22 protein-coding genes and 1 pseudogene are annotated in these 26,855 nt (G+C 45.1%); 15 read left to right on the forward strand and 8 right to left on the reverse strand.

Going from position 1 to position 26,855, the window contains the following annotated elements; genetic code table 11:
* Positions 1–161: 161 nt before the first annotated feature.
* Both VJL_RS01510 and VJL_RS01515 read left to right on the forward strand, forming a co-directional pair.
* Positions 162–1,613 carry a sigma-54-dependent transcriptional regulator gene (locus tag VJL_RS01510; protein WP_038872736.1) on the forward strand — a complete coding sequence of 484 codons (1,452 nt, stop codon included), beginning with the start codon at positions 162–164 and terminating at the stop codon, positions 1,611–1,613.
* A complete protein-coding gene (locus VJL_RS01515) occupies positions 1,603–3,645 on the forward strand; it encodes a sensor histidine kinase (protein WP_038875045.1) in 2,043 nt (680 codons plus the stop codon). The genes VJL_RS01510 and VJL_RS01515 overlap by 11 nt, the downstream gene beginning before the upstream one ends.
* Positions 3,646–3,752: 107 nt before the next feature.
* Here VJL_RS01515 and VJL_RS01520 read toward each other — a convergent pair whose 3' ends face one another.
* Positions 3,753–4,631 (reverse strand): mechanosensitive ion channel family protein, encoded by an 879-nt coding sequence (locus tag VJL_RS01520; RefSeq protein ID WP_038872738.1) that lies wholly within the window; start codon positions 4,629–4,631, stop codon positions 3,753–3,755.
* Between the two features lie 2 nt (positions 4,632–4,633).
* On the reverse strand, positions 4,634–6,979 hold the full coding sequence (locus VJL_RS01525) for an ATP-binding protein (protein WP_038875048.1): 2,346 nt from the start codon (positions 6,977–6,979) through the stop codon (positions 4,634–4,636).
* 400 nt (positions 6,980–7,379) lie between these two features.
* Between VJL_RS01525 and VJL_RS01530 the strand changes: the two genes are divergently transcribed.
* Positions 7,380–8,972 carry an ABC-F family ATPase gene (locus VJL_RS01530; RefSeq protein ID WP_038872740.1) on the forward strand — a complete coding sequence of 531 codons (1,593 nt, stop codon included), beginning with the start codon at positions 7,380–7,382 and terminating at the stop codon, positions 8,970–8,972.
* Between the two features lie 284 nt (positions 8,973–9,256).
* Here the strand turns inward: VJL_RS01530 and VJL_RS01540 are convergent, their stop codons facing one another.
* Positions 9,257–10,081, reverse strand: a complete 825-nt coding sequence (locus VJL_RS01540) for a formate dehydrogenase accessory sulfurtransferase FdhD (protein WP_038875099.1) — start codon at positions 10,079–10,081, stop codon at positions 9,257–9,259.
* A 320-nt stretch (positions 10,082–10,401) separates the two neighbouring features.
* Here VJL_RS01540 and VJL_RS01545 point away from each other — a divergent pair, with 320 nt between their 5' ends.
* The 10 genes from VJL_RS01545 (at position 10,402) to cobB (ending at position 20,256) form a co-directional block, all read left to right on the forward strand.
* On the forward strand, positions 10,402–10,866 hold the full coding sequence (locus VJL_RS01545) for a DUF3305 domain-containing protein (protein WP_038875049.1): 465 nt from the start codon (positions 10,402–10,404) through the stop codon (positions 10,864–10,866).
* Positions 10,856–11,494: a DUF3306 domain-containing protein gene (locus tag VJL_RS01550; RefSeq protein WP_038875052.1), complete on the forward strand. Its 639-nt coding sequence runs from the start codon at positions 10,856–10,858 to the stop codon at positions 11,492–11,494. Before VJL_RS01545 ends, VJL_RS01550 begins: the two co-directional genes overlap by 11 nt.
* A 310-nt stretch (positions 11,495–11,804) precedes the next feature.
* A complete protein-coding gene (locus VJL_RS01555; protein ID WP_038875053.1) occupies positions 11,805–13,466 on the forward strand; it encodes a 4Fe-4S dicluster domain-containing protein in 1,662 nt (553 codons plus the stop codon).
* Between the two features lie 9 nt (positions 13,467–13,475).
* Positions 13,476–14,108, forward strand: a complete 633-nt coding sequence (locus VJL_RS01560) for a TorD/DmsD family molecular chaperone (protein WP_038875056.1) — start codon at positions 13,476–13,478, stop codon at positions 14,106–14,108.
* Between the two features lie 73 nt (positions 14,109–14,181).
* Positions 14,182–14,382 carry a twin-arginine translocation signal domain-containing protein gene (locus tag VJL_RS01565; protein ID WP_005427585.1) on the forward strand — a complete coding sequence of 67 codons (201 nt, stop codon included), beginning with the start codon at positions 14,182–14,184 and terminating at the stop codon, positions 14,380–14,382.
* A 10-nt stretch (positions 14,383–14,392) separates the two neighbouring features.
* Entirely contained in the window at positions 14,393–17,248 is a 2,856-nt protein-coding gene (locus VJL_RS01570) for a formate dehydrogenase subunit alpha (protein WP_033006499.1), read from the forward strand.
* 11 nt (positions 17,249–17,259) lie between these two features.
* A complete protein-coding gene (gene fdh3B, locus VJL_RS01575; RefSeq protein WP_005427693.1) occupies positions 17,260–17,868 on the forward strand; it encodes a formate dehydrogenase FDH3 subunit beta in 609 nt (202 codons plus the stop codon).
* A 13-nt stretch (positions 17,869–17,881) separates the two neighbouring features.
* On the forward strand, positions 17,882–18,934 hold the full coding sequence (locus VJL_RS01580; protein ID WP_038875059.1) for a formate dehydrogenase subunit gamma: 1,053 nt from the start codon (positions 17,882–17,884) through the stop codon (positions 18,932–18,934).
* Complete coding sequence (locus tag VJL_RS01585) at positions 18,918–19,334, forward strand: hypothetical protein (RefSeq protein ID WP_038875061.1); 417 nt, start codon at positions 18,918–18,920, stop codon at positions 19,332–19,334. Before VJL_RS01580 ends, VJL_RS01585 begins: the two co-directional genes overlap by 17 nt.
* 190 nt (positions 19,335–19,524) lie before the next feature.
* Complete coding sequence (gene cobB, locus VJL_RS01590) at positions 19,525–20,256, forward strand: Sir2 family NAD+-dependent deacetylase (RefSeq protein ID WP_038872748.1); 732 nt, start codon at positions 19,525–19,527, stop codon at positions 20,254–20,256.
* 179 nt (positions 20,257–20,435) lie between these two features.
* Here the strand turns inward: cobB and VJL_RS01595 are convergent, their stop codons facing one another.
* The 5 genes from VJL_RS01595 to potA all read right to left on the reverse strand — a co-directional run bounded on the left by VJL_RS01595 (position 20,436) and on the right by potA (position 25,577).
* A complete protein-coding gene (locus tag VJL_RS01595; RefSeq protein ID WP_038875062.1) occupies positions 20,436–21,473 on the reverse strand; it encodes an extracellular solute-binding protein in 1,038 nt (345 codons plus the stop codon).
* Between the two features lie 243 nt (positions 21,474–21,716).
* Complete coding sequence (locus VJL_RS01600) at positions 21,717–22,748, reverse strand: extracellular solute-binding protein (RefSeq protein WP_038875065.1); 1,032 nt, start codon at positions 22,746–22,748, stop codon at positions 21,717–21,719.
* A 102-nt stretch (positions 22,749–22,850) separates the two neighbouring features.
* A complete protein-coding gene (gene potC, locus VJL_RS01605) occupies positions 22,851–23,621 on the reverse strand; it encodes a spermidine/putrescine ABC transporter permease PotC (RefSeq protein WP_005389180.1) in 771 nt (256 codons plus the stop codon).
* Positions 23,621–24,481 carry a spermidine/putrescine ABC transporter permease PotB gene (gene potB / locus VJL_RS01610; RefSeq protein WP_038875067.1) on the reverse strand — a complete coding sequence of 287 codons (861 nt, stop codon included), beginning with the start codon at positions 24,479–24,481 and terminating at the stop codon, positions 23,621–23,623. The genes potC and potB overlap by 1 nt, the downstream gene beginning before the upstream one ends.
* Complete coding sequence (potA, locus tag VJL_RS01615; protein WP_009706100.1) at positions 24,462–25,577, reverse strand: spermidine/putrescine ABC transporter ATP-binding protein PotA; 1,116 nt, start codon at positions 25,575–25,577, stop codon at positions 24,462–24,464. Before potA ends, potB begins: the two co-directional genes overlap by 20 nt.
* A gap of 401 nt (positions 25,578–25,978) precedes the next feature.
* On the opposite strand from potA, the gene VJL_RS01620 reads away from it, so the two are divergent.
* Positions 25,979–26,776 (forward strand): DUF2189 domain-containing protein, encoded by a 798-nt coding sequence (locus VJL_RS01620; RefSeq protein ID WP_038875069.1) that lies wholly within the window; start codon positions 25,979–25,981, stop codon positions 26,774–26,776.
* Positions 26,769–26,855: pseudogene (locus VJL_RS30310) on the forward strand (glucosaminidase domain-containing protein); the annotation flags it as partial. The gene VJL_RS01620 and the pseudogene VJL_RS30310, both read left to right, overlap by 8 nt.

Genomic DNA, 26,855 nt, shown 5'->3' on the forward strand with positions numbered 1-26,855 from the left:
AGATGCCAACATTTTACAAGCTAAAAAGGTTTGATTTATGCGCTAATTCATGGACTTATTTGCATAAAAATTTGCGTTGGTACAAAATGTCGCACTTTTTGTAGGGTATCTCTGTTTAAACTTGGTACACTCTGTCCCATTCCAATCCAACTGGGGTAAATATGTCTACTCAATCCCATATTAGTACAAACCAACAATACAACGCTTTTTCAGTACTGGTCGTTGATGACGAACTCGGTATGCAAGCCATCCTTAAAAAGGCTCTGGGCAAACTGTTTTCGCAAGTCGATACAGCGGGCAGCATTGAAGAAGCGGAAGAACTGCGTAATTCACGCCACTACGACTTGATTCTGTTGGATATCAACTTGCCGGGGCGTTCAGGGATTGAATGGGAAGAGGCGTTTGAAGATGACGACAAACGCGCGGATGTCATCTTCATGACTGGCTACGCGGATTTGGAAATTGCAATTCGAGCACTGCAGCTTGGTGCGTCGGACTTTATCCTCAAGCCGTTTAACCTAGAGCAGATGTTGAAAGCGGTCAGCCGCTGTATGGATCGTCGTTTGACTGAGCGCATGCAATACGCGATGAAACGTGACTATCAGCGTCTTCACACGTCAGAAATCATTGGCGGCTCTGAGAAAACCCGTCAACTCAAACAGCTGATTACCCAGTTTGCGCCTTCTCGCGCATCAGTCTTGGTCGAAGGTGAGTCGGGAACAGGTAAAGAGCTCGTTGCGCGCGGCATTCACCAAGCGAGTGGTCGCACAGGACCATTTGTCCCACTTAACTGTGGTGCGATTGCACCAGAGCTTTTAGAGAGTGAACTATTCGGGCATACCTCAGGTGCTTTCACGGGCGCTAAAAAGTCTCGCGAAGGCCTTTTCCGCGTAGCGAACGGAGGTACATTATTCCTTGATGAAATTGGTGAAATGCCGTTATCCATGCAAGCGTCACTGCTGCGCGTGTTAGAGCAGCGTACCATTCGTCCGGTCGGTTCTGAACGCGAAATCAGCATTGATGTGCGCATTGTCGCGGCGACCAACCGCAACCTGCAAGAAGAGGTCAACAAAGGCAACTTCCGTAGCGACCTTTACTACCGTTTGAACGTGTTGAAGATCGAAGTCGCTCCCCTGCGTGAGCGCAAAACCGATTTGTTCGAGCTTGTGCCTTATTTTAGCAACATGCTAACGAGCGAACTGGGTATGCAAGCACCGAAGTGGGCGCATGAGGATATGGAAGCGATGAGTGAGTACGAATGGCCAGGTAATATTCGTGAGCTGAAAAACCTCATTGAGCGCTGCATCTTGTTAGGCAAACCGCCCGCGCACCATTGGCGTGAATTGAATGGAGGACATGCGCTGCCTAACGTGTCGATTACGGTTTCTCATACTGCAGAGCTGCCAACATTCAAAGAGGGCAGAGAGTTCAGCGGTGAAGGTTATCCAAACACTTGGACGCTAAAAGAGGTTGAAAAAGCGCATATACAACAAGTAGTTACTCTTCATGAAGGCAATAAATCTGCTGCTTCACGTGATTTGGGTGTGGCAAGAAAAACCCTAGAGCGCAAATACAAAGAGTGGGACTCTGAGGACGAGGATTATGCCGAATAGTACTTGGCAGCAACGCAAGGGATTGTCTAAATGGGCGTATCGGTTCAAAACAATGGTGCGCTATCGATTATTGATTTTGACCTCCGCGCCAATCTTTTTAACGTCATTGGCATTGATTGGTATCACGATCTATTGGTCGATTCACTATACGTGGCAAAATGCGCTGCTGGACGTATCAGAACGTCTTGGTGTGGCCAATAACAGCATCACCTTACTACAACAAAAACAAGCGAACTACGTGAAATCGTTCGCGGACTCTTATGATTTTCGTACCCGAGTGAACCAAAATGTCCCACAAGCAGAATTGCAAAAGTGGGTGACTGCGCAGAAGAAACGCTACGGGTTGGATTTTTTGTCCTTCCAACGTGTTAATTCGATGGAAAACAAATTCCGCTTTATGGATTTAACTAAGCGCGAATCTTTCTTCGATGTTCTGGACAGAAAAGAACTGGAAAAGCTAGACCCCGAACTCGCAAAACGTGCTGAAGTACCGATTCTAAAAAATGGTGGTGTGGAAGCGCGTGGCTTGGTGAGTCGAACCGTAATACCGGTTTACAGCCAGCAGAATGATTTAATTGGCTTCTTAGATGGCGGTTTGCTGCTCAACAACAGCACGGTATTGGTCGATCAAATTCGTGATCTTATCTATTTGAGTGATAACGACACCCTCCGTCCTGTGGGGACTCTGACGGTATTTTTGGATGATCTTCGTGTTAGTACCAATGTTCCCTTAGACAGTGACCAACGTTTGGGGCGCGCTATTGGTACACGAGTTAGTTCTGAGGTGTACAACAAGGTATTGGAGGAAGGTGAGCAATGGGTCGACCGCGCATTTGTTTACGATGCTTGGTATATCACCGCATATCAGCCAATCAAAGACCAATACGATAATGTCATCGGTATGCTCTACACCGGTTACTTGATGTGGCCATTCGTAAAAGCCTACATGACCAATATCGTCGAGATAAGCTTGATCACTTTAATGCTGCTCTTAGTTTCTGGTGTGATGGTATATCGAGGCTCGCGAGACTTATTCCGTCCAATTGAACGCATCCATAAAGTCGTGAAATTAGTTCAGTTGGGTAAAGAAAAACGTATTGGGCCTCTCGGACTAGACGAACACCACGAGCTGGCTCAGTTAGCTCGCCAATTCGACAATATGTTGGATGCACTTGAAGATCGTAAAGTCGAGCTTAAAAACTCTGCGATGCAACTTGAGGGTAAAGTTCAAAAACGTACGGCGAGTTTGAAGGAAAAAACAGAACAGCTCGAACTCCATATTCAGCTGCTCAACCAAACGCGTGACAAACTGGTGGTCAACGAAAAGCTTGCCGCACTGGGTGAGTTAACTGCGGGTATTGCACACGAGATTAACAACCCAACCGCAGTGATTCTGGGTAACGTTGAATTGATTCAGTTTGAGTTAGGTGAAGAGGCAAGCCGCGTTCAGGAAGAAATTGACGCCATTCACGCTCAAATTGACCGCATTCGTAATATCACGCGTAGTTTACTGCAATACAGCCGTCAGGGTGGTGTGCAAGACGAAATTACGTGGCAACACGTGAACCCAATCATTGATGAGAGTATTACGCTGGTTAAAACCGGTACTAAGAAGCGCGACATCGAGTTTGTCACCGATTTACAGGCTCATACTTCGGTCGAGATCAATCGCCACCACTTGTTGCAGATTCTGGTGAACTTGCAGATGAATGGCATTCATGCGATGGACGGCAGAGGTAAGCTAACCGTCGTGAGTGATGATTGGATTGAAGACGGCGAACTGAAAGGTGCAGCGATTCATGTCACCGATGAAGGTTGCGGTATCAAGCCAGAAAACTTAAGTCGTATCTTCTCGCCGTTCTATACAACTAAGCGTGACGGTACTGGTCTAGGGCTTTCTGTTTCGCAAAGTATTCTTAGCCAAACAGGCGGCGAACTAAAAGCTGAATCGGAATGGGGCAAAGGAAGCACATTCAGTATCTATCTGCCTAAAAAAGCCGAGTTGCTACTTGACGTTATGAATATTGTTTAGCGCTATTCTTGAACTGACTATGAGTCCCAATCAAATAAAAAGGGTCAGTAAATTTACTGACCCTTTTTGTATCTGTTCCTCTCTAAGTGCGAGAGGAAAACGTCGAATTAACCCGTATGCACCGCAATCTTTGGAGGATTGATTCCGTGCTTTTTAAACTCTTTCATTACACGTAGAGTAATGTCGGTTTCAAAGAGCTTCTCGTAGGCGGTATCTACCACATACGCCTTACACGTTAACTGAATTGCTAAGTAGTTATCAGTAATCGTCTGTTTTACGAGAACCGTCACAGGCTTCGGTAGATGGATATAGCGACTTGAAGAGGCCGCTTCCTGAATTAAATCACGTGCTAACGCAATGTCTTCATTCATGCCTACATAGAACGGAATCACCACCTGCATATCCAACGCACCATAGTTGCCGCTGACCACAACTTCACTCAAGAACTTGTTGTTTGGAATCGTAATGATGTCATCGGTTAGGGTACGCATACGCACAGAACGCAAACCAATAGCAATAATATCGCCGTAATTTCCTTCAAACGTGACGCGGTCACCAACTTGGAACGGTCTATCCACCATAACCGTCATACCCGCGATGAACGATGCCGCTAGGTCTTTCATTGCAAAACCAACGGATACCGCCAACGTACCACCAATCAAAGCAAGGATCTGGTCGTTGATGCGAAAGCTCATCATAAATACCACAGAGCCGGCAGTTAAGTAGATAAAGAACTGCAGGAATGATTGGAGCTTTTGCAGCACCATTCGATACTGCACAAATTGGCTACCAATACTTTCTACCATCGAGCTCATGAACTTAAGCAACAACCATGTACATGCAATTACGATGATAGAGAAGAACACGCCGCTCCAGCGAATTAAGCTGGCAATTTGCGAGATATTATCGACACTCGCGATTTCTTCAGTCGCCAATGCAGGGGAGCTCAATAAACATAGAGCCAATACGGTGAGTAGTTTTTTCATCGTTATTTCACCAATAAATGTTGACGGTCGAGAACGTTAGTAATGTGACGGAACCAGTGGTCCGACACGCGAGCTTTGTCTTCGCTCCACTCAATAAAGCCACGGCTTTGGAAGTAGCGAAGAGTACCGATAACTTCCGCAATACTGAGCTGGGTACATTCAGACAACTCCTCTGGCGATGCCACTTCAAGCTGAACAATAGAACGCAGAACGGCCAACATTGGCTTCGGCATTTTCTCAAGCTCTTGAGACTCTGGTGCGTGGAATAATCGAACCACCACTTGCTGCGTCTCTTTATCCTGACGCAGGGACAAGCGGAAAAAGCGTAAGCCAACTGTCGGGTTACCATCTGAGTAATGCCACAGAATACGGTAGAAACCTTGTTTAGCACGTTCTTCTTCCGTGATGTCTTCTTGGTCCCATTGCTTAGGGACGACAAGACCATCAAACGTCACTGGATTTTCAATCTGTTGGTTAATACGTGTATCAAACAGCGCAGAGAGTTGTTTCTCACTCCAACGCGGCATAAATGCCACCCAGTCAAACAACAACCGTTCGCCACGAGCACGGTCAACGAAACGCCAGCTCGCTTTCTCAATCGCCATGACAACGCGGTGGTTCTTCTTAGAGCGGCGAAGTAGGTTAGTCAGCTTGATTAGGCCGCCTAAACCACCCACCATCGGCTTAACTAAGCGTTGGGCGTTATCGACGGCGATAAGGTAAGGCGTATCACTTTTACGAAGATGCGCAAGAACCTGAATTTCAGACGCGTCTTCTTCCAACCCAAGCTGCAGAGCCAACTCTTTTAGCAACTCGCTGTAACCTGCGTATGGACAGTTCAAATAAAGCGGTTCGGCGTTCTTCACTTTGTTCAGGATAGTGCGTAGGAAGGTTGTTGTACCAACGCCACGCTCACCCGAGATAACGCACACGGCAGGGCTGTCTGTCAGGAGATATTTAGACAGATGCTTGATTTCATCAGAGGCGTAGTCCACCAACTCGCTTTCTTCGCTACCTGGGAGAATATAGTCAAACGTTTGCTCGCCTTTGATTCTTACGAGATTAGTATCTGCACCGTTATTTCCCGTTTGTTTTGCGACTTCAATACGGAACAAATACGCTAAAGCTTGGCTAAACATGGTGTAGTTAGACAACATGGCAACAATGCGGTGTTTAAAGCTGTGCAGCATAATCCACACAGCACAAATAGCCGTACCGATGATGCTTAGTAACAAGGTATCTTTACGTCGGATGGCCCAGTTTACCCAAACAGGGCGGTCAGAGAGCTTTTCCGCGACTTCAAATACCTTCTTACGCCATAGGCGCAATACCGACAGTGTCACCAATACAAACCAAAAGAACAGTGCGCTGTAGATCCAAGAATAAATGGTGCCTTTGCCTAGTGTTCGAATCGAGATTTGTAAAATCACGCCTGCGACAATCGCGCTCCATACATAGCGACGAATGGTCGATAGACGCAGCGCAATCACTTCTTGGCTGGTACTACGACTGTTACGGTAAGCAAACTCTAAAATGAAGCTGATGGCAATAGAACCACCCAACACCCACCACGTGAAGATCTCGAGAATGATCAAATGCTGCAAGCTCGGGATTTCTGATAGCACGCGAAGAGAAAGCGTAATTGCAATCAACCAAGCAATCGCCCGGTGTGCACGACTAATGTACCAAATCAAACGAACCCAAATCGGAGGCTTGGCCACATTGTCTAATTGCGTTTCACGGAACAGCGTAATGATGCGCTTGCTGTTGGTTAACCACCAAACCAACCCAAAGTAAATAAACAGTACTTTAATGCCTGCCCAAAGTACTGGGATTGGTGAAATGAACACCTCTTTTATCAGCGATTGGAATGAACGAATCTGGAAGAACAGTAAGTATTCCGCATTCAATTGAGTTTGACGCCACTCTTGCTTGAATTGGGTCACACCATAAGGACCAAAGCCAGTTAGCTTGTCGTGTGTAATCGGATCCGTCAGCGCTAATAATTGCTCTTTGCTTTGACCAAGGCTGTTCAGAGTCAAATTGCTAGACTGAGTTTCAAACCACTCTTTGTCTTCACCAGACTCGCGATAAGCTTTTAAATGTTGGTCAAAGATGAGGGTTTGTTTGCGCTGCTCGTTCATCACTGCATTAAGCAGTTGATTGACTTTGCGTTTGTCTTGGTCAGACATAAACAAAGGTTCAGGCAATTTGTTTATCTCCTGAGTGATCTCTTGCGCCACTGGCAATACTTGAGGCTCAGGTTGGAATTCGTACTCCCACTCAGCGTGAGCGGGTAAAGAAAGCACGAGACCGACTAGCATTAAAATGCGCGCCATGAAATGCATAAAATTCTCTTAAAACTTATAAGGTTAGAGTTAGTGTAGTTGCTTTATCGCGATATGCGAGTTTTACCCAATGACCGTGCGTGATGTTGCGATTTCCTTTGAGAAACGGATGCTCAATAAAGGAATAACGTACGGAATTGATAAAAGGGGACGCACTATAAACCCAATCTCATGGGGTATGTCAATGCTTAGTCATGACAGATTTATGTCTCACTTTTGAACCCGTTAGGGTAAGAACCTTTAGGAATGGCAAGGTTTATGTTAGCCAAATCTCAAAAAACAACCGAACGAAGAAAGCTTTTTCTCATTAATTAATAAAAACAAAACTTGAAGTGTGTAGCCTTAAGCAGTAACGTTGCGCGGTTTTTCCCAATAAACTTGAATTGCTAAGGTAAAGGTTTTGATTTCCACAGCGAATATTACTCAACAATTTGGCGCTAAGCCGCTATTTGAAAACATCTCAGTTAAGTTTGGCGAAGGTAACCGCTACGGCTTAATCGGGGCTAACGGTTGTGGTAAATCAACCTTTATGAAAATCCTGAGTGGTGAGCTAGAGCAAACTAGCGGTAACGTAAGCTACGATCCGAACGAGCGCGTTGCAAAACTGAACCAGGACCAGTTCGCATATGAAGAGTTCACGGTTATCGACACGGTAATCATGGGCCATAAAGAACTATGGGAAGTGAAGCAAGAACGTGACCGTATTTACTCTTTACCAGAAATGAGCGAAGAAGACGGTATGAAAGTGGCTGACCTTGAAGTTCAGTTTGCGGAAATGGACGGTTACATGGCCGAGGCGAAAGCGGGTGAGTTGCTTCTTGCTGTAGGTATCCCAATGGAGCAACACTTCGGTCTAATGAGTGGAGTGGCGCCAGGCTGGAAACTTCGTGTGCTTCTAGCGCAGGTTCTCTTTGCTGACCCTGATGTGATGCTTCTTGACGAACCAACCAACAACTTGGATATGGATACTATCCGTTGGTTGGAAGACACGCTAAACGCGCGTAACTGCACCATGATCATCATCTCGCACGACCGTCACTTCCTAAACTCAGTATGTACGCACATGGCTGACTTGGATTACGGTGAACTACGTGTTTACCCAGGCAACTACGACGAGTACATGACAGCGGCTTCCCAAGCCCGTGAACGTCTGTTGAACGACAACGCGAAGAAGAAAGCACAAATCGCTGAACTACAAACGTTCGTTGCGCGTTTCTCTGCAAACGCATCGAAAGCAAAGCAAGCGACATCTCGTGCGAAGCAAATCGACAAGATCAAACTGGACGAAGTGAAAGCGTCTAGCCGTCAAAACCCATTCATTCGTTTTGAACAGTCTAAAGAGTTGTTCCGTAACGCTCTGATTGTTGAAAACCTAAGCCAAGGTTTTGAAGACGATCTGTTTGCTAACTTCAATGCGATTTTTGAAGTCGGTGAGCGCGTTGCAATCATCGGTGAGAACGGTGTGGGTAAAACAACCCTACTAAACACTCTTGCTGGCGTACTAGAGCCACGCTCTGGTGAGTTCAAGTGGTCTGAAAACTCAAACATTGGCTACTACGCGCAAGACCACGCACACGATTTTGCAGAAGATATGAACCTGACAGATTGGATGGGTCAATGGCGTCAAGAAGGCGACGACGAGCAAGTGGTCCGTGGTTTCCTAGGTCGTATGCTGTTTGGTCAAGACGACATTAAGAAGTCAGTAAAAGTACTGTCGGGTGGTGAGCAAGGTCGTATGTTGCTTGGTAAGCTAATGATGCACAAACCAAACATGCTGCTAATGGACGAACCAACCAACCACATGGATATGGAATCTATCGAATCATTGAACACGGCACTAGAGCAGTACAAAGGCACATTGTTCTTCGTATCGCACGACCGTGTATTCGTAGACTCACTAGCTACGCGTATCATCGAAATCCGTGATGGTAAAATCACAGACTTCAAAGGCACTTACTCTGAGTTCCTAAAATCTCGTGGTATTGAAGGCTAATCCTTCTACCGAATAAATAAAAAGACCTCATCGCGAGGTCTTTTTTTATGTCTATTCTTTGCTAGCGCTAATTCTTTGCTAGCGCTAGGTTGTGGCGTTCAATCCTTAAATTGCCTCATTAGATAAGCATAAATGCCAACGAGCCCGAAAGTAATGATCATCGAAACGATGATACCGCTTGGGGTGAGTAGATAATTCCACAGTTGATCGTTGTTCATCGTTCACATCCTTTGTGAATCCATATGATTGTTTAAGTCTAACTCATTTGGCGACTTAATGATGAGTTATTGATTTCCCTTTACGTCAAAATCAATTTTCTCTGCGCCTGTGAATACTTGGAAACGTAAACCTTTAGCACGAGCGATAGTGGTAATGCCAAACTTCTTGGCTAGATCTAAGCCCATTTGCGTAACGCCAGAGCGAGACAGCAAAACTGGAATGCCCATTTGAGCGACCTTGATTACCATCTCTGATGTAAGGCGACCCGTTGTGTAGAAAATTTTATCTTCGCCGGTTTCTTGGTTAAGCCACATTTCGCCCGCGAGGGTATCAACAGCATTATGGCGACCAACATCTTCCACAAATGACAGTACTTTATCGCCTTTGCACACTGCACAGCCATGAACTGCACCAGCTTTCTTGTAAGTGTCATTATAGTGCGTCAACGCTTCTAACGAGGTGTATATCTCAGACTGTTTGAGTGGCATTTGTGGTACTTGATAATCTTCAAGCTGCTTCATTACGTTGCCGTACATAGTGCCTTGACCACAACCAGACGTGACGGTCTTCTTCTTCAATGCACCTTCAAGATGTTCTATGTTCTCTTTGGTGATAACCGCAGCTGTGTGCGTTTCCCAATCGATAATCACAGATTCAATCGCTTCAGGATCTGAAAGAAAGCTTTGATTCTTCAAATAACCCAATACAAGCGCTTCTGGGCGAGAACCGAGTGTCATCAGTGTGACAATCTCTTTCCAGTTCAACATGACGGTAAGAGGGCGTTCACACGCAATTTGCTTAGTCAGCTTCTCACCGTATTCGTCAAACACTTCTACTTCGATGGTCTGTAGGGGATTTTCACTGGTTTTAATAATGTTTGGTTTTACCACAGTCATGTCCTGATGAATGAGAGAGCTCATGGACGCTCTCATTGATGGGTTCTTTTGTCTTAACAAGGATTACAAAGCAATTCTCATTCCAAAATAGCGGGTATAAATGAAATTGCGAGGCTTTACGTCAAATGTCTGCTAAAACTGAGAGTTCGCAGTAATGACACAGACTCACACTGACGGCTAGACTAATTTTGTATAGAGAGAAAAGTGAGTTTGATTTGGCGCGTTTATTGCTTTGTAACGCTAAAATGGTTGAAAGCAAAGTACAAAATGTCCTTTTCTGTCTTCAAGCCTACATAGAACAAACTGGATGAGTTATGTCGAATACGAAAGAGTTCGAGAACAAATACGAAAAAACAGAAGATTCATGGCCAATTGGCGTTGATTTGGTAGAGCACGAAATCAGCACTGGGATTTGGGTTACGACTCAATGGCAGCTTGCAGGTTTTGAAATCACGCCAACGGATGAGACTCAAGATGTGTGTTTACTGCAACTGCATAAAGATGAGCGTACTGATTACCGATTTAATCTAAGTTCTCAGCAACCTAAGTTGTTTTTAATTATGGATAATGTGGATTCTGGTGAAAAACCAATAATTCAATTGCTTACTGCCTCTCAAACGGTTGCTGCACAATATATGGATGGCGATAACCTAGTGTTGTCCAATGATATGCCATTACCCATTCAAGCTTGGATGGAAGCCTTTATTGGTCGCCATGGTGAGTTGTTAGAAGTAAGACGTAAGAAACGCAAAGGAGCGGGTAGAGCAAATGGCAACTAGTTTTTTTAGCCGTTGGTCGAAACGTAAATTGGAAGAAACCACTACCGAGTCTACAGACGCTAAGGTAGTGGAGCCTGTTGAATCTACTGAACCAAAAACCGCACTAGCTCATGAAGACTTAAGTACGGAAGCGCAAACATTGGCTACCGAGGCTTCTGTTACTGAGACTGAAGCTAAAGGAGCAATAGCTCAAGAAGCATCAAGCGAAACTACTGATTCTGAAGAGATGTCCGTAGCGCAGCTATTGGTGTCTGAGGCTTCAGAGAGCGTTAAGAAAGCCGCACTGCGTAAGATGTTCTTATCAGAAGAGTTTAACGTTCGTGATGGCTTGGATGATTACGATGATGACTACAGTAACCTCAAGTCGCTTTCTGAAGGGGTGGCTGAAACACTTCGTGATTGGGTAAAAGAGAAAACGGAAGAAGAACCAACAGAAGAAACCGCACAATCAACTGAATCTTATGAAGAAAGTGATATTGAATCGGCTGATGTAGAACTTGCTGAAGGTGTCGAAATTCCCGAAGAACAAAAAGAACTGGATATAAACACAGTGCCTAGTGAGGGTGATATTCCAGAGACAAAACTAGACCCTGAAGAGGTGAGACAAAATATACCACACAAAGAATAGGTACATTTTGACTAAACGCTCAATGAACCGGCTGAGACAAAATGTCCCAGTCGGTTTTTTTATCCCTACAATTTCCAAGATAAATAGCTAACCTATTGAAAATTAGATGATATTTAATTGGCACGACATTTGCTATCTGTTGTTCATTACCATTCTTGTTGAAGTTAGACCATTTGCCCAACAGGCAGTGATAACCCGGGTGGGACTACCTAAAAGGGGTAGTTACTGACGAGTTAATCAGCAGAATCGCCTGCGCTAACTACAATGAAAGATGGAAGAAACTATCCATGCGTATAAATGGAACTGAGCAATGTTGAAACAACTATTAGAACAAGCAACTTCCAATAACGGTAAAGCGCGTCTGTATGCGTTTGAGAATACCGTAGAGTTGACCAATCTTATTCCACCAACGGTGAGCTACGAGAGTGGCGGTAATACACTGATTGTTGGACCGACTGCCATCATTGAGAGTGCAGCCGCGCAGCTATCTCAAATGAACAGCCTGACACTTCTTTCTACAGACGGAGAGAAAGGCACCAATCCAGAACTGTACTTTGCAAACTCAGTTCAGGTTTCTGGTTTCCTAGGCACGTTTGAAGTGCTTATCGAAAATAACGGTCTAACAAGCAACCTAGCAAAAGTCGCTATTAATAGTGATTGTTTCGATGTTGTTCTCGATCTTTGTCTAAACAGTTGCATGTCAGAAGAGGTTCCGGTTCCGGGTTACTACCCAGTAGGACGCGGCTATCCAAAACTGGCAGAAGCGTTAGAAGAAATCCCAACATTAATGGGTACGTTTGATAAGCCAAAATTCTTCCGTCTGGACACTGACCTATGTGCGCACAGTTCTCGTGGCGTAAAAGGTTGTGAGCGTTGTGTGGATGCTTGTCCTGCTGGTGCACTATCAAGTGAAGGCAGCGATAAAACCGGTCATCGCATCGAGATTAACCCATACCTATGTCAGGGCGTGGGTACTTGTGCAACGGCTTGCCCGACAGAAGCGATTCACTACGCGCTACCTAATCCTGAAGATACGCAAAAATTCATTGAACGCACGCTAGCGAACTACGAGCAAGCGGGCGGTCTGGATCCTATCGTTCTTATCTGTAGTTCTCGTCACGAGACTTACAACGTGATGGCACTGAAAGCGCTACCAGATAACGTGATTCCAATTGTGGTTGAAGAGCTTCCTTCTATCGGTATCGATACATGGTTCGCAGCTCTAGTTAATGGCGCGACGCAAGTGCTATTTGCAGCTTCTCGTTTTATGCCTGCAACCATCATTCGTGTTCTAAATAACGAAGTAGGTATCGCGCAAGAGCTATTGGATCAACTTGGTATCGCAAAAGAGACCATCGATATCCTTTACTTGGAATCGCTTCGTGAAGGTCCTCCAACACTATGTACAGATTCATTCGACCTTGCCCTTGGCGATCTTCAAGGTAACAAGCGTCAACGTCTATTTACTGCGCTGGATGCAATGTCTTCTTCTCGTATTCCTGTTGAGAACATTGTTGAACTGCCTGCGAACGCGCCTTACGGCAATGTTTCTTGTGAAAGCAAAGATTGTACGTTGTGTATGAGCTGTGTGGCGGTTTGTCCGACACGTGCACTTCATACTGATGGTGAATCTCCATCACTTAAATTCGTTGAACAAGATTGTATTCAATGTGGTTTGTGTGAAAAGGCATGTCCAGAGAAAGTTCTGACTCTAACGCCACGCATGAACTGGGTGAAAGAAGAGCGCCAAAAAGCGGTTGTGATTCACGAAGAGAAAGCAGCGGAATGTATTCGCTGTCATAAGCCATTCGCACCTCAGTCTATGATCGATATGCTACAAAACAAGTTACGCGGTCACTCTCATTTCTCTGATGAAGCGGCGATCAATCGTATCGCGATGTGTGAAGACTGCCGTGTGATCGACATGTTTGAGTCGATGGCAGAAGACCCAATGAAACAACTGAAATACTAGGAGCTCGCAGTGGATACACAACGAGAACAAGAACAAACACTGAGAACAGAGATCTACTTGGTTTTGTCAGCGCTTTTCCGTAGCGCACCAAGTGAAGAGATGATCGAGTTCCTGACTTCTCTAGAAGTTGAACCATCAGAAAGCGCAATGCAAAAAGCGTGGATTGCACTGCAGCAAGCGGCAAAAGATTCCAACCGTGAAGCGCTCGAAGATGAATACCAAGATCTTTTCATTGGTATCGGTCGTGGTGAAGTGATGCCGTTTGGCTCATGGCACATGACGGGCGCAATGATGGAAAAACCACTGGCTGAAATTCGTCACGATTTGGAACTGCTTGGTTTCGAGCGCGATGAAAATGTGAGAGAGCCGGAAGACCACATCGCAGCACTTTGTGAAGTGATGTCGATGCTAACGGGTGAAGAAGAAGATCTTCAACAAGCGGTGTTTAACAAACACATCGCACCTTGGTTTAACTCTTTCACTCAGCAACTAGAAAACGCAGAGAGCGCGAACTTTTATAAGCCAGCAGCTCAACTGTGTGAGGCGTTCTTAACACTGGAACAAGTGCGCTTTAGCGTGAACACCAAAAGCAGTAAGCACAAATTAAAAATTGATGTGAAAAACGTCACTGATTACGAGTAATCGGGCAGTACTTGGTCATATCGATAGAGGGGCAATAGCCTCCAAAGATCTACCGTAAGGTAAGGAAGCAATGATGAAAGATAATAAAGAAATAAACACAAGCCGTAGGGACCTCCTGAAAGGCTTAACGACTGCAGCCGTAGCTGGTGCGGTTGTCGCTGGAACAACAAAAGTGGCAAGCGCTTCAGAAACGGTTGAGCCTTCTGAAAAAGACGTGAAGAAGAAAGGGTATCGTGAAACTCAACACATTCGCGATTACTACGACACACTTTAGGAGATAACGGATGAAACTTGTCAAACGCTCCGACAGTGTGAGCAAAGAAACCAATCAGCTTGGCGTTTCTCGCCGTGCATTCATGAAAAACACCTCGCTTGCTGCTGGTGGTGCGGTTGTAGGTGCAAGTCTTTTTGCACCGGGCATGATGAAGAAAGCACAAGCTAAATCGGTGGATCCAGAAGCGAAAACAGAAGTAAAACGTACCATCTGTTCTCACTGTTCTGTAGGTTGTGGTATCTACGCTGAAGTTCAAAACGGCGTGTGGACAGGTCAAGAGCCTGCATTTGACCACCCATTCAACGCTGGTGGACACTGTGCAAAAGGCGCAGCACTGCGCGAACACGGTCACGGTGAGCGTCGTCTGAAATACCCAATGAAGCTTGAAAACGGTAAGTGGAAGAAGCTTTCTTGGGATCAAGCGATCGAAGAAATCGGTAACAAGGTGATGGACATCCGCAAAGAGTCGGGTCCAGATTCCGTTTACTGGTTGGGTAGTGCGAAGCACAACAACGAACAAGCGTACATGTTCCGTAAGATGGCGTCGCTTTGGGGTACCAACAACGTTGACCACCAAGCGCGAATCTGTCACTCAACAACCGTAGCAGGTGTAGCAAACACTTGGGGTTACGGTGCGATGACCAACTCTTTCAATGACATGCACAACTGTAAGTCGATGCTGTTCATTGGTTCAAACCCTGCAGAAGCGCACCCTGTTGCGATGCAGCACATCCTAATCGCGAAAGAGAAGAACAACTGTAAGATCGTTGTGGCGGATCCTCGTCGTACTCGTACCGCTGCAAAATCGGATCACTACGTATCGCTACGTCCGGGTTCTGACGTTGCGTTTATTTGGGGTGTTCTATGGCATGTCTTTGCGAACAACTGGGAAGACAAAGAGTTCATCCGTCAACGTGTATTCGGTATGGATGAAATCCGTGCAGAAGTGGCTAAATGGACACCAGCAGAAGTTGAGCGCGTAACTGGCGTACCTGAGTCTGAAGTTTACCAAACAGCGAAACTGCTTTCTGAAAACCGTCCGGGTTGTATCGTGTGGTGTATGGGTGGTACTCAGCATACGACTGGTAACAACAACACACGTGCTTACTGTGTACTTGAGCTTGCACTAGGTAACATCGGTAAATCAGGCGGTGGTGCGAACATCTTCCGTGGTCACGATAACGTACAGGGCGCAACTGACCTTGGCGTACTATCTGACACGCTACCAGGCTACTACGGTCTGTCTGAAGGTTCATGGCGTCACTGGTCAAAAGTGTGGGAAATCGATTACGAATGGATTAAAGGTCGTTTCGATGACAACGCGTACGGCGGTCAAAAACCAATGAACAGTGCAGGTATCCCTGTATCTCGTTGGGTGGATGGCGTTCTTGAAAACAAAGACAACATTCGTCAACGTGAAAACATTCGTGCCATGTTCTACTGGGGTCACGCAGTAAACTCTCAGACACGTGGTCCTGAGATGAAGAAAGCGATGCAGAAGCTGGATATGATGGTTATTGTTGACCCATACCCAACAGTTGCAGCGGTAATGAACGATCGTACTGATGGCGTTTACCTGCTTCCTGCAACGACTCAGTTTGAAACGCACGGCAGTGTGACAGCATCTAACCGCTCACTTCAGTGGCGTGATCAGGTTATCGAGCCATTGTTCGAATCTAAACCCGACCACGAAATCATGTACCTGCTAACTAAGAAGCTAGGTTATGAAGATCTGCTGTTCAAAAACGTACGCGTAGAGAACAACCAGCCAGTGATCGAAGACATTACTCGCGAATTCAACAAAGGCATGTGGACCATCGGTTACACAGGTCAAAGCCCAGAACGTCTAAAAGCGCACCAACAAAACTGGCACACATTCCACAAGACATCTCTGGAAGCAGAGGGTGGTCCTGTGAATGGTGAGACTTACGGTCTACCTTGGCCATGTTGGGGTACGCCAGAGATGAAGCACCCAGGTACGCACATTTTGTACGATACGTCTAAGACGGTTGCAGAAGGTGGCGGTAACTTCCGTACGCGTTTCGGTGTTGAATTCGAAGGGCAAAGCCTACTTGCTGAAGACAGCTACTCAAAAGGCTGTGAAATCAAAGACGGTTACCCAGAGTTCTCAGACAAGCTAATCAAACAGCTTGGTTGGTGGGACGACCTAACGGCTGAAGAAAAAGCAGCCGCGGAAGGTAAAAACTGGAAAACGGACCTGTCTGGCGGTATCCAACGCGTTGCAATCAAGCACGGTTGTATCCCGTTTGGTAACGCAAAAGCGCGTGCGATTGTTTGGACATTCCCAGACCGCGTGCCGCTACACCGTGAGCCACTATACACGCCACGTCGTGACCTTGTAACGGATTACCCAACTTGGGACGACAAAGAAGCGATCTTCCGTGTACCAACGCTTTACAAGTCGATCCAGAAAGAAGACAAGTCTGGTGAATACCCAATCATCCTGACTTCTGGTCGCTTGGTTGAGTACGAAGGTGGTGGTGAAGAAACACGTTCAAACCCATGGCTTGCTGAACTTCAACAAGAGATGTTTGTTGAAGTGAACCCGAAAGACGCAAACGATCTTGGCTTCAAAGATGGCGATGACGTTTGGGTTGAAGGTGCAGAAAAAGGCCGCATCAAGGTGAAAGCGATGGTAACTCGTCGTGTTAAACCGGGTCTGGCGTTCATTCCGTTCCACTTCGGCGGTAAGTTCGAAGGTGAAGACCTACGTCCTAAGTACCCTGAAGGTACGGATCCTTATGTTGTTGGTGAAGCAGCCAACACGGCAACCACTTACGGTTACGACCCTGTTACTTTGATGCAGGAAACTAAAGTAACCCTATGTAACATTCGTAAAGCGTAAGGAGTCTGACAATGGCACGAATGAAATTCCTATGTGACACCAAACGCTGTATCGAGTGTAACGGCTGTGTTACTGCATGTAAGAACGAAAACGATGATGCGCTTGAGTGGGGTATTCAACGTCGTCGCGTGGTAACACTAAACGACGGTGAACCAGGTGAAAACTCAATCTCTGTTGCTTGTATGCACTGTACAGATGCGCCTTGTATGGCGGTTTGTCCAGCTGACTGTTTCGAGCACACAGAAGATGGCATCGTTCTTCACAACAAAGATCTTTGTATCGGTTGTGGTTACTGTCTGTTTGCTTGTCCATTCGGTGCGCCTCAGTTCCCGAAACAAGCGTCATTCGGTGAGCGTGGCAAAATGGACAAATGTACTTTCTGTGCAGGTGGTCCAAACACAGAACCAGGTTCTCTAGAAGAGCGTGAGAAGTACGGTGCGAACCGTATTGCTGAAGGTAAGCTACCTATGTGTGCGTCACTATGTTCAACAAAAGCACTGCTAGCGGGTGATGCAGAGAAAGTTTCTGACATCTTCCGTCAACGTGTGGTTGAGCGCGGTGCGAAAAACGCAGGTTGGACAGACGGTAACGATCTTTCTTACGACGCAACCAAAAGCTAAGTAGGAGAGACACATGTTAAATACTCTTAAACGTGCGTCTCTTGTAATGCTGTCTATGATGACAGCATTACTGCTGACCTTTTCGATGCCAGCGTCTGCGCAAGAAGACACATCTCCAGTGGTACAACAGGAGATGACGCAACTTGCAGGTGCAGACTTCTGGCGTCAGGTCAAAGAGGGGCAAGAAGGCTATACCACGTCGAAATCAGCGGAACACGGTGTGCTGATCAGTACTCCGGGTGAGACTTGGTACATTCTTAAAGAGAAATGGATGTCTCCTGCGGGCGCTGTCGCGATTTTCGGCAGTATCGCAATGGTTATCATGGCTTACGTATTCGTTGGTCCTCTGATGTTAAGCAAGCCACGTACTGGCAAGAAGATGAAACGCTGGTCTCGACTAGACCGCGCACTACACTGGAGCATGGCGTTTACCTTCTTAACGCTAGCATTCAGTGGTTTGATGCTGGTTTACGGTAAGCACTTCTTGAAGCCGTACGTACCAACTGAGTTCTGGGGCTTCATCGTCATGTTGGCGAAGCAGTACCATAACTACATGGGTCCTTTGTTCTTTATCTTGCTGATGTTTGTTCTGTTGAAATGGTGGCGTAAGTCCATTCCAACAATGACTGACATTCGTTGGTTCATGAAAATGGGCGGCATGGTTGGTAAGCATAAAGGTACGCATCCATCGGCTGGTTTCTCAAACGGTGGTGAGAAGGCGATTTACTGGCTGTTGATCTTCTTCGGTGCTATTGCTGCAGTGAGTGGCTTAGTTCTGGATTTCCCAATTTTCGGCCAAACTCGCCGCGATATGGAACTATCTAACCTTGTTCACGCGATTTCAGCACTGATTCTGATCTGTGGCTTTATCTTCCACATCTACATCGGTCTATTCGGTATGGAAGGTGCACTAGAAGGTATGGTTACTGGTGAAGTTGACGAGACATGGGCGAAAGAGCACCACGACCTTTGGTATGAAGAAGTGAAATCTAAAGAAGCGATGGGTGAGGCTGACACAGCTCAAACGGACGTAAAAGGAGCGAAGACGAATGAACAAACCTCATAACGGGATTTGGGTTGCCTACATCCTGAGTTGTTTTACCCCGTTTACGTTTTTGATCTCAGGCGTTATCGCAATCATTTACGCGGGTTACCGTTTGGATAAAGGTGAAGACAGTGACGTAGTGAATTCACATTACTACGGCTTGATTCGCACATTCTTCCTGTACTTCACGTTCTTTGTTGTTCTGATCGTAACAGTGGCAACATCGAATGGTGTATTGGTTGGCGTAAGTGATTATTGGGTGCACAGTACCTTGTTAGACACGGTTGCTTATTTCATTCCTTGGGTAGGTATGCTGTTCGCAACGCTTGCGATTCTCGTGTGGTTCCTACGTATGTACCAAGGTATGAACCAGCTGCGCAACAATATGCCGCACAGACCGTCTACAGGTCCAAACCTTTAAAACGGTCTATCTGTTCAAAAGCCTCGCAAACGCGAGGCTTTTTTATTGTAGAAAATCTTCTTAATGTCACCAGTTTTTAAGCAGAAATTAGAGGCAAATCAGCAGGCTTACGACCATGGTCTAATCCTTATTGCTATTGTTGTTTTTGTATCGGTGTTAAGCTTAATAAAAAGAGCAACAAGGATAGGTTATGAATTTCCCATACAGAAATATTGTCGTACTTACTGGCGCTGGCATCTCGGCTGAGTCTGGTATTCAAACATTTCGAGCTCAAGATGGTCTTTGGGAGAATCACCGAATAGAAGACGTGGCAACGCCAGAAGGTTTCGACCGCGATCCGGATCTTGTTCAAAGCTTTTACAACCAACGTCGTTCAAAGCTTCAAGGCGAAGATATCAAGCCGAATGCGGCTCATATCGCACTAGGACGCCTAGAAGAGCAGTTGGAAGGCAAAGTGACTATTATCACTCAGAACATTGATAATCTGCACGAGAGAGGCGGTAGCGCCAATATCATTCACATGCACGGTGAATTGCTTAAAGCACGTTGCAGTGAATCCAACCAAGTCATCGAACATTCAGAAGACATTGAAACCGGTGAATTGTGCCATTGTTGCCAGATCCCAGCGCAAATGCGCCCTCACATTGTTTGGTTTGGTGAAATGCCACTACGCATGGGTGAGATCTATGCGGCTTTGGAAGAAGCAGACTTGTTTGTTTCTATTGGTACTTCTGGCGTGGTATATCCAGCTGCAGGCTTTGTACATGATGCGAAGATGCATGGTGCACATACGATTGAAATTAACTTGGAGCCAAGTGCTGTCGAGAGTGAGTTTGAAGAGAAGCGTTACGGCAAAGCAAGTATTGAAGTGCCAAAATTGGTTGACGAAATTCTTGCTCTGGAAAACGAAGCCAGCGCTTAATTAAACGGACAGAACCTTCTTTAACAAAGGCATCGAGTGATTCGATGCCTTTTTGTATTTTGAAACGTTGCATTCTGATGCTTTGCAATTTGAGCAGTATGGATTGAGCCACAAATAGCGACCTTCAGATACAAGAAAAGCGGCCTAAGCCGCTTTTCTAAACTATTTCGACAGAGTGATTAGTTGTCTACTTTTAGCTTTTGGAAGTACTCATCGTAAAGCACACTTGCTTCACCAACTTCGTCTTGCCATGTACCGCTGTCCATCACTTCTTGTGGTGGGAAGATGCTTGGATCGTTAGCAAATTCTTTCGGTAGTAGGTCATGCGCTGTTTTCACTGGAGTAGGGTAACCAATCTCTAGTGCAATCTTAGCAGCATTCTCAGGACGTAGTAGGAAGTCGATCATCTTATGAGCTGCATCAACATTCTTCGCGCCAGCTGGAATTGCTAGGCTGTCCATCCAGAAGATAGTGCCTTTTTCTGGCCAGATGATGTCGATGTTCGCGCCTTCTTGACGAGCCATGTAAGCAGAACCATTCCAAAGCATACCAAGTGAGACTTCACCTGCTAAGTATGGGTTTGCTGGGAAGTCTGAGTTAAATACCAACACGTTTGGCATTAGCTTTTTCAGTTCTTCGTAAGCTGCTTTGATCTCGTCTGGGTTAGTCGTGTTTGGTGAGTAACCAAGCTTAGTCAATGCAATATGGAATACTTCGCGAGAATCATCCATCAGCATTAGTTGACCTTCCCACTTGCTATCCCAGAAATCGTCCCACTTAGAAACCGATGACTTGTCTAGCATGTCAGCATTGATACCAATACCGGTCGCACCCCAAATGTAAGGGATAGAGTAGTTGTTGTTCGGGTCGAACGGCTTGTTCAGGAAGTTAGTGTCTAGATCAGCAAAGTGAGAAAGCTTCTCTTTGTCGATCTTTTGCAGCATGCCTTCTTTACGCATTTTAGATACGAAATAGGTAGACGGTACTACCAAGTCGTAACCAGAACCTTGAGTTTTCAGCTTTGCGTACATGCTCTCGTTAGACTCGTACGTAGAGTAGATAACCTTAATTCCAGTTTCTTTTGTAAAGTCTTCAAGAACTTCGTTTGGAATGTATTCCGACCAGTTGTAGAAATACAGTTCTTGATCAGCAGCCATTGCAGGGGAAGCGATTAGCGTCGCTGCACACAGTGCGCTTGCGTAGAATTTACTTTTCATTTTATTTCCGTTTTGTTCAGCAACAGGTCAAATCAATACTAGTAACAGATACCGATTTGAGCCAAGTTGCGATAAGCACAATCCTGTTTATTTGAGCACGAACGTTAAACATCATGTCTTCATCGACGGAGAATGTTGAAGCTGTGTCAAATAAACCTAGCAACGTGTAATTATATCAGTCAATTACGAAAATAGGCAGCGTATTGCTGCCTATTTTCATTTACTAGATGGCTTATTAAGCGATTATTGGCCCGCTTTAAGCTTTAGGAAGTAATCTTCGTACTTCGCTGTCATGTTCCCAACAGAGTCTTGCCATTCAACACGGTCAAGATCTTCTTGAGAAGGGAACAATGGTGCAACGTCTTTAAACTTAGCGTTAGACTCTGCAACAGCAGTCAGGTAACCCGTGTCAGCCGAGATTTGCTCTGCGATTTCTGGACGTAGTAGGAAGTCGATCATCTTGTGAGCAGCTTCTACATTCTTCGCACCAGAAGAGATTGCAAAGTTATCAACCCAACCGATACCGCCTTCTTTAGGGAATACAAGCTTTAGGTTCATGCCTTCGTTTTGAGCAGCTGCCGCGCTACCATTCCAAAGCATACCAACGCCAACTTCGCCAGACATGTATGGAGCGCCTGGGTTATCAGAGTTGAATACTAGAACGTTTGGCATAAGCTTTTGTAGCTCTGCGTACGCTTCGTCGATTTGTTTTGGATCCGTAGAGTTACCTGAGTAACCTAATTTACGTAATGCGATATGGAAGACTTCACGAGTGTCATCCATCAGCATTACTTGACCTTCAAGCTCAGGTTTCCATAGGTCAGCCCAGCTTTGGAACTCGTTTGGATCGTACATGTCAGCGTTAACCGCTAGACCTGTAATCGCAACAACGTGTGGAATAGAGTAGTCGTTGTTCGGATCGTAAGGCTTGTCTAGGTAGTTAGTATCTAGGTTACCGAAGTTTTTCAGTTTAGTCTTATCGATCTTTTGTAGCATACCTTCGTCACGCATCTTCGCTACGAAGTAAGTGGAAGGTACCACTAGATCATAACCTTGGTTATGAGTTTTTAGCTTTGCATACAAGGTTTCATTCGACTCGTAAGTCGAGTAGATGACTTTGATGCCAGTTTCTTTAGTAAATTGTTCTAGGATATTACTGTTGATGTAAGGACCCCAGTTCATAAATACTAATTCTTTATCATCCGCTGCCGCTGTACCAGAGAACAGAGAAAGCGCACATGCACTACCAGCTAATAGAGTAGCCCATTTTTTCATTGACGTTAGCTCCAAACCAAACGTTGTCCAATTTTGGACGATAGATAGAAAAACAGAATGGCATGTAACCATTCTGTTTCGTGATGTTAACGGATGCGGATTCTACTTTACTTTTTCTCTTGCTAGCAACTGAGAAATCACTACCAATACCAAAGAAACAATCAACATGACCGTTGCTAGGGCGTTCACTTCTGGTGAAATGCCCACCTTAACCATTGAGTAAATCTTCAATGGCAAGATTTCGTAAGTTGGACCTGTTACAAATGAGCTAATAATTACGTCGTCCAGAGACAGGGTAAAGCTCAATAGCCAGCCCGCAGCTACCGCAGGTTTTGCAAGAGGAAGAATGATCTGTTTTAAGATTACCCATTCACTCGCGCCTAGGTCTTTCGCTGCTTCCAACATTTTCACATCAAAGCCATTTAGTCGGCTGTACACTGTTACCACAACGAATGGTAGACAGAAGGTGATGTGAGCAATCAATAAGGTAAAGAAGCCAAGCTGTGCACCTAATACAAGGAACAAAGCAAGTAATGAAATCGCCATAACGATATCTGGTGACATCATTACAACAAATAACATGCCGTTGACCGCGCCTTTACCTTTGAACGAGTAACGGAATAGGGCAACAGCCGTTAAGCTACCAATGATGGTTGCCGCTGTTGCAGAGAATACCGCTACGTTCAATGAATGCCATGCAGCCTGCATTAGGCTGTCGTTGTTTACTAAGGTTTCGTACCATTTCGTGGTGAAACCACCCCATTTCATACCAAATTTGTTGGCATTAAATGAGTTAACAATTAAGACGATAATTGGTAGATACAGAAAAGCATATACCAGCGCCATAAAGCTAAATCTAACTGTGCGTCCCATTAGTCTAGCTCCACTTTCTTATTCAATAGTTTGCCTGCTCTGTAGTAAGCATAAAGCATAACAGCCATTGCGAAGGTGAGGGCGATACTGGTCGCAGCACCAAATGGCCAGTCACGAGCGTTCAATACTTGGCTCTTAATTACGTTACCGATCAGTAGGTTCTTCGCGCCGCCAAGAAGGTCAGAGATGTAGAACATACCTAGTGCTGGTAACAGAACCAACAAACAACCGCCGATAATGCCAGGCATTGTTAAAGGCAAAATTACTCGCGTAATGGTTTGAAACTTGTTCGCACCAAGATCTTTTGCAGCTTCAATGTAAGTGTTGTCTAGCTTCTCGATTGCCGAATAAAGCGGCAAAATCATGAACGGAAGCAGGATGTATACAAGACCGATCATCACTGCCGTTTCTGTATACATTAAGCGTATCGGCTTATCGATGATTTCCATTGCCATCAGCGATTTGTTTAAGACACCTTGTGTACCAAGAACAATCTTTAGCCCGTATGTACGGATCAGAGAGTTTGTCCAGAACGGTACGATAACCAAGAACAACATAAACGGACGCCATTTCTCTGGCATTTTCGCTACGATGTAGGCAAATGGATAACCGATAACCAAACACAACAATGTCGCGATGATCGCCATGTAGAAAGAGTGCATCAGCACCTTTGCGTACAAAGGATCAAGTAGGCGAAGATAGTTATCGAATGTAAACGTTAATTCAATGAGGTTCGCTTCATCACGCGTCAAGAAACTTGTACCGATAATCATTAGGTTTGGTACTAACACAAACAGTGTTAACCAACCAACGATTAGGGTAATGATCGCGTTCTGAAGATTAAGCTTCTTGCTTATCATTTAGTACTACCTCCCAGCTCTCAACCCAAGTGATAGCGACTTTCTGGCCGAGTGAGTGGTCCACATCTGGATCATCTTCGTTAAAGAATTCGCTTACCATCACGCGCATGCCAGAATCCAATTGAATAACTGAATCTAGCGTCATACCTTTATAGGTACGCTCGGTCACGTGACCTACGATGCCTTTTTCTTCAGACTCTTTAATCTCTTCGATACGCAAGTCTTCTGGGCGAAGTAGTACTTGAAGTTTGTCACCGGCCTGTGCTTCTTGATCGTAGTAAACCACCGATTCAACACCTTCAATTTCTGCACGGATACGTTTCTCATCGATACGATCTAGCATGGTTGCGTTGAATACGTTGATCTCACCGATAAAGCGAGCAACAAATAGGTTCTTAGGTTCTTCGTAGATCTCACGTGGAGAGCCATCTTGTTCGATAACACCGTCGCGCATAACAATAATACGGTCAGACATCGATAGGGCTTCTTCCTGATCGTGCGTAACGAAGATAAAGGTAATACCAAGTTGACGCTGAAGCTGTTTAAGCTCGATTTGCATTTGCTTACGTAGTTTGTAATCAAGTGCAGATAGAGATTCATCTAGCAGCAGTACTTTTGGCTTGTTGACAACCGCGCGAGCAATCGCGATACGTTGTTGTTGTCCACCAGAAAGTTGGTGTGGCTTACGCTGTGCCATTTTTTCAAGGCGAACCATGCGCAGCGCATCCATTACTCGTGGCTCGATCTCTGCAGCAGGTGTTTTCTGCATGCGAAGACCAAAAGCAACGTTTTCAAATACGGTCATATGAGGGAAGAGTGCGTAACTCTGAAATACCGTGTTGACGTGCCTTTGCTCTGCAGGAACCTGTGTTACATCTTGGTCATCTAATACGATTTGACCGTTGTCTGCCGTCTCAAAGCCCGCGATCATGCGTAAAACCGTTGTTTTACCACAACCAGATGGACCAAGAATCGTCAGAAACTCACCATGATTAACATCCAGATTTAAATTACCGATGATTTCCTTGCCATCGAAACTTTTGCTAATACCAGATAGACGAACTACTGGCTTTCCTGCTTGCTGTTTAGCGTTCAACGTCTGTATTTCTCCCACGTTCAAATTGGGTTATATCCCATTGATGTGACATTAGTCATTCACTTTTGAGGCGCGCATCATAATCACCAAAATTGTGAAATCAAAGCATTTTCTTATCTTGAAACAGAAAAAATTTTGCAGGCAAAAGTAAACATTCCTTACCATACTGTTTTTATGGGGGTATTTACGCTTTCGCTATCGTTTTGTAGGGTTTTAATTTCGCCAGCAAATGTTTTCAATTTCATAGATTTGCGAGTGGTTAATTATCGACCAAATAGAAGATATTGCAAGTATTGAGGCCGAGATCTGATTTTAGACTTGGAAAGATTTCTTTATAATGACGCCCTTATTAATTGGCTGGTTTTCCAGAAAAAAATTTACAAGTTAGCCTTGGATAACATATGAACAACGATTTTGAGAAAGATTTCAATTTAGGAGGGAGTGTAGAGCGAGCTCTTTCTGGCAAGTATGAACTAAAAGCGGGTGCTGTTTTTAGTGAGGCTTGGCGCACGACCATTCAACAATTTTTGTCCTTCTCGCCAGCGATCATCTTGTTGCTTTTCGTTCAGTTGGGCATCTTCTATATCGCATTGCAACTTCAATTAGGTGACCCAGGTGTGATTCTTGATGCGTTGCAAGACCCTGAGTCTTTTACCACTGACATCGTCTCTGCTATTTATGTCGCTAACTTTAGTTACGAAGTGATCAGTGCGCCAATTTATGCGGGTATCAGTTTGATGGCTATGAGCCATGTCGCTGGGTTGAAAACAAAAGTACGTCACGTTGGTAAAGGCCTACAATTCACGGTGCCAGTGATTTTAGCGACGCTATTTAGTCTAATGCTGCAGGGCGTAGCTGGGATGATTTTTCCTCTACTATCGTTATACCTTTCTTTAGCTTTTAGTCATTCTATCTTATTGATTTGTGAGAAAAGAGTGCCACCAATGCAATCATTACTATTGTCTCTTCGTGCAGTCAACAAGAAGATTTTTGTTCTTGCAGGGCTTTACTTGGGCGTGATGTTGATGTTTATTATTGCTGCAATGTTCTACGGAATTGGCTTGATCTTCGTGCTACCGTTCTTCTTCCATTTGAAGGGAATCCTGTACCGCGAAATGTTTGGTATCAAGTTAAAGATCGTAGCGGCACAGCAAAATGATAACGATCACGATGGTAACTCTCAGGTGTTTGATGCCTAAATCTTTAAAATCAATGAGTTTACGAGTGGCGGCTATCACAATAGCCGCCACTTTTGTTTCTGTAGGACCATATTTGCAC

This window comes from Vibrio jasicida CAIM 1864 = LMG 25398 (genome assembly GCF_000400365.1).
In the GTDB taxonomy this organism is placed as follows: domain Bacteria; phylum Pseudomonadota; class Gammaproteobacteria; order Enterobacterales; family Vibrionaceae; genus Vibrio; species Vibrio jasicida.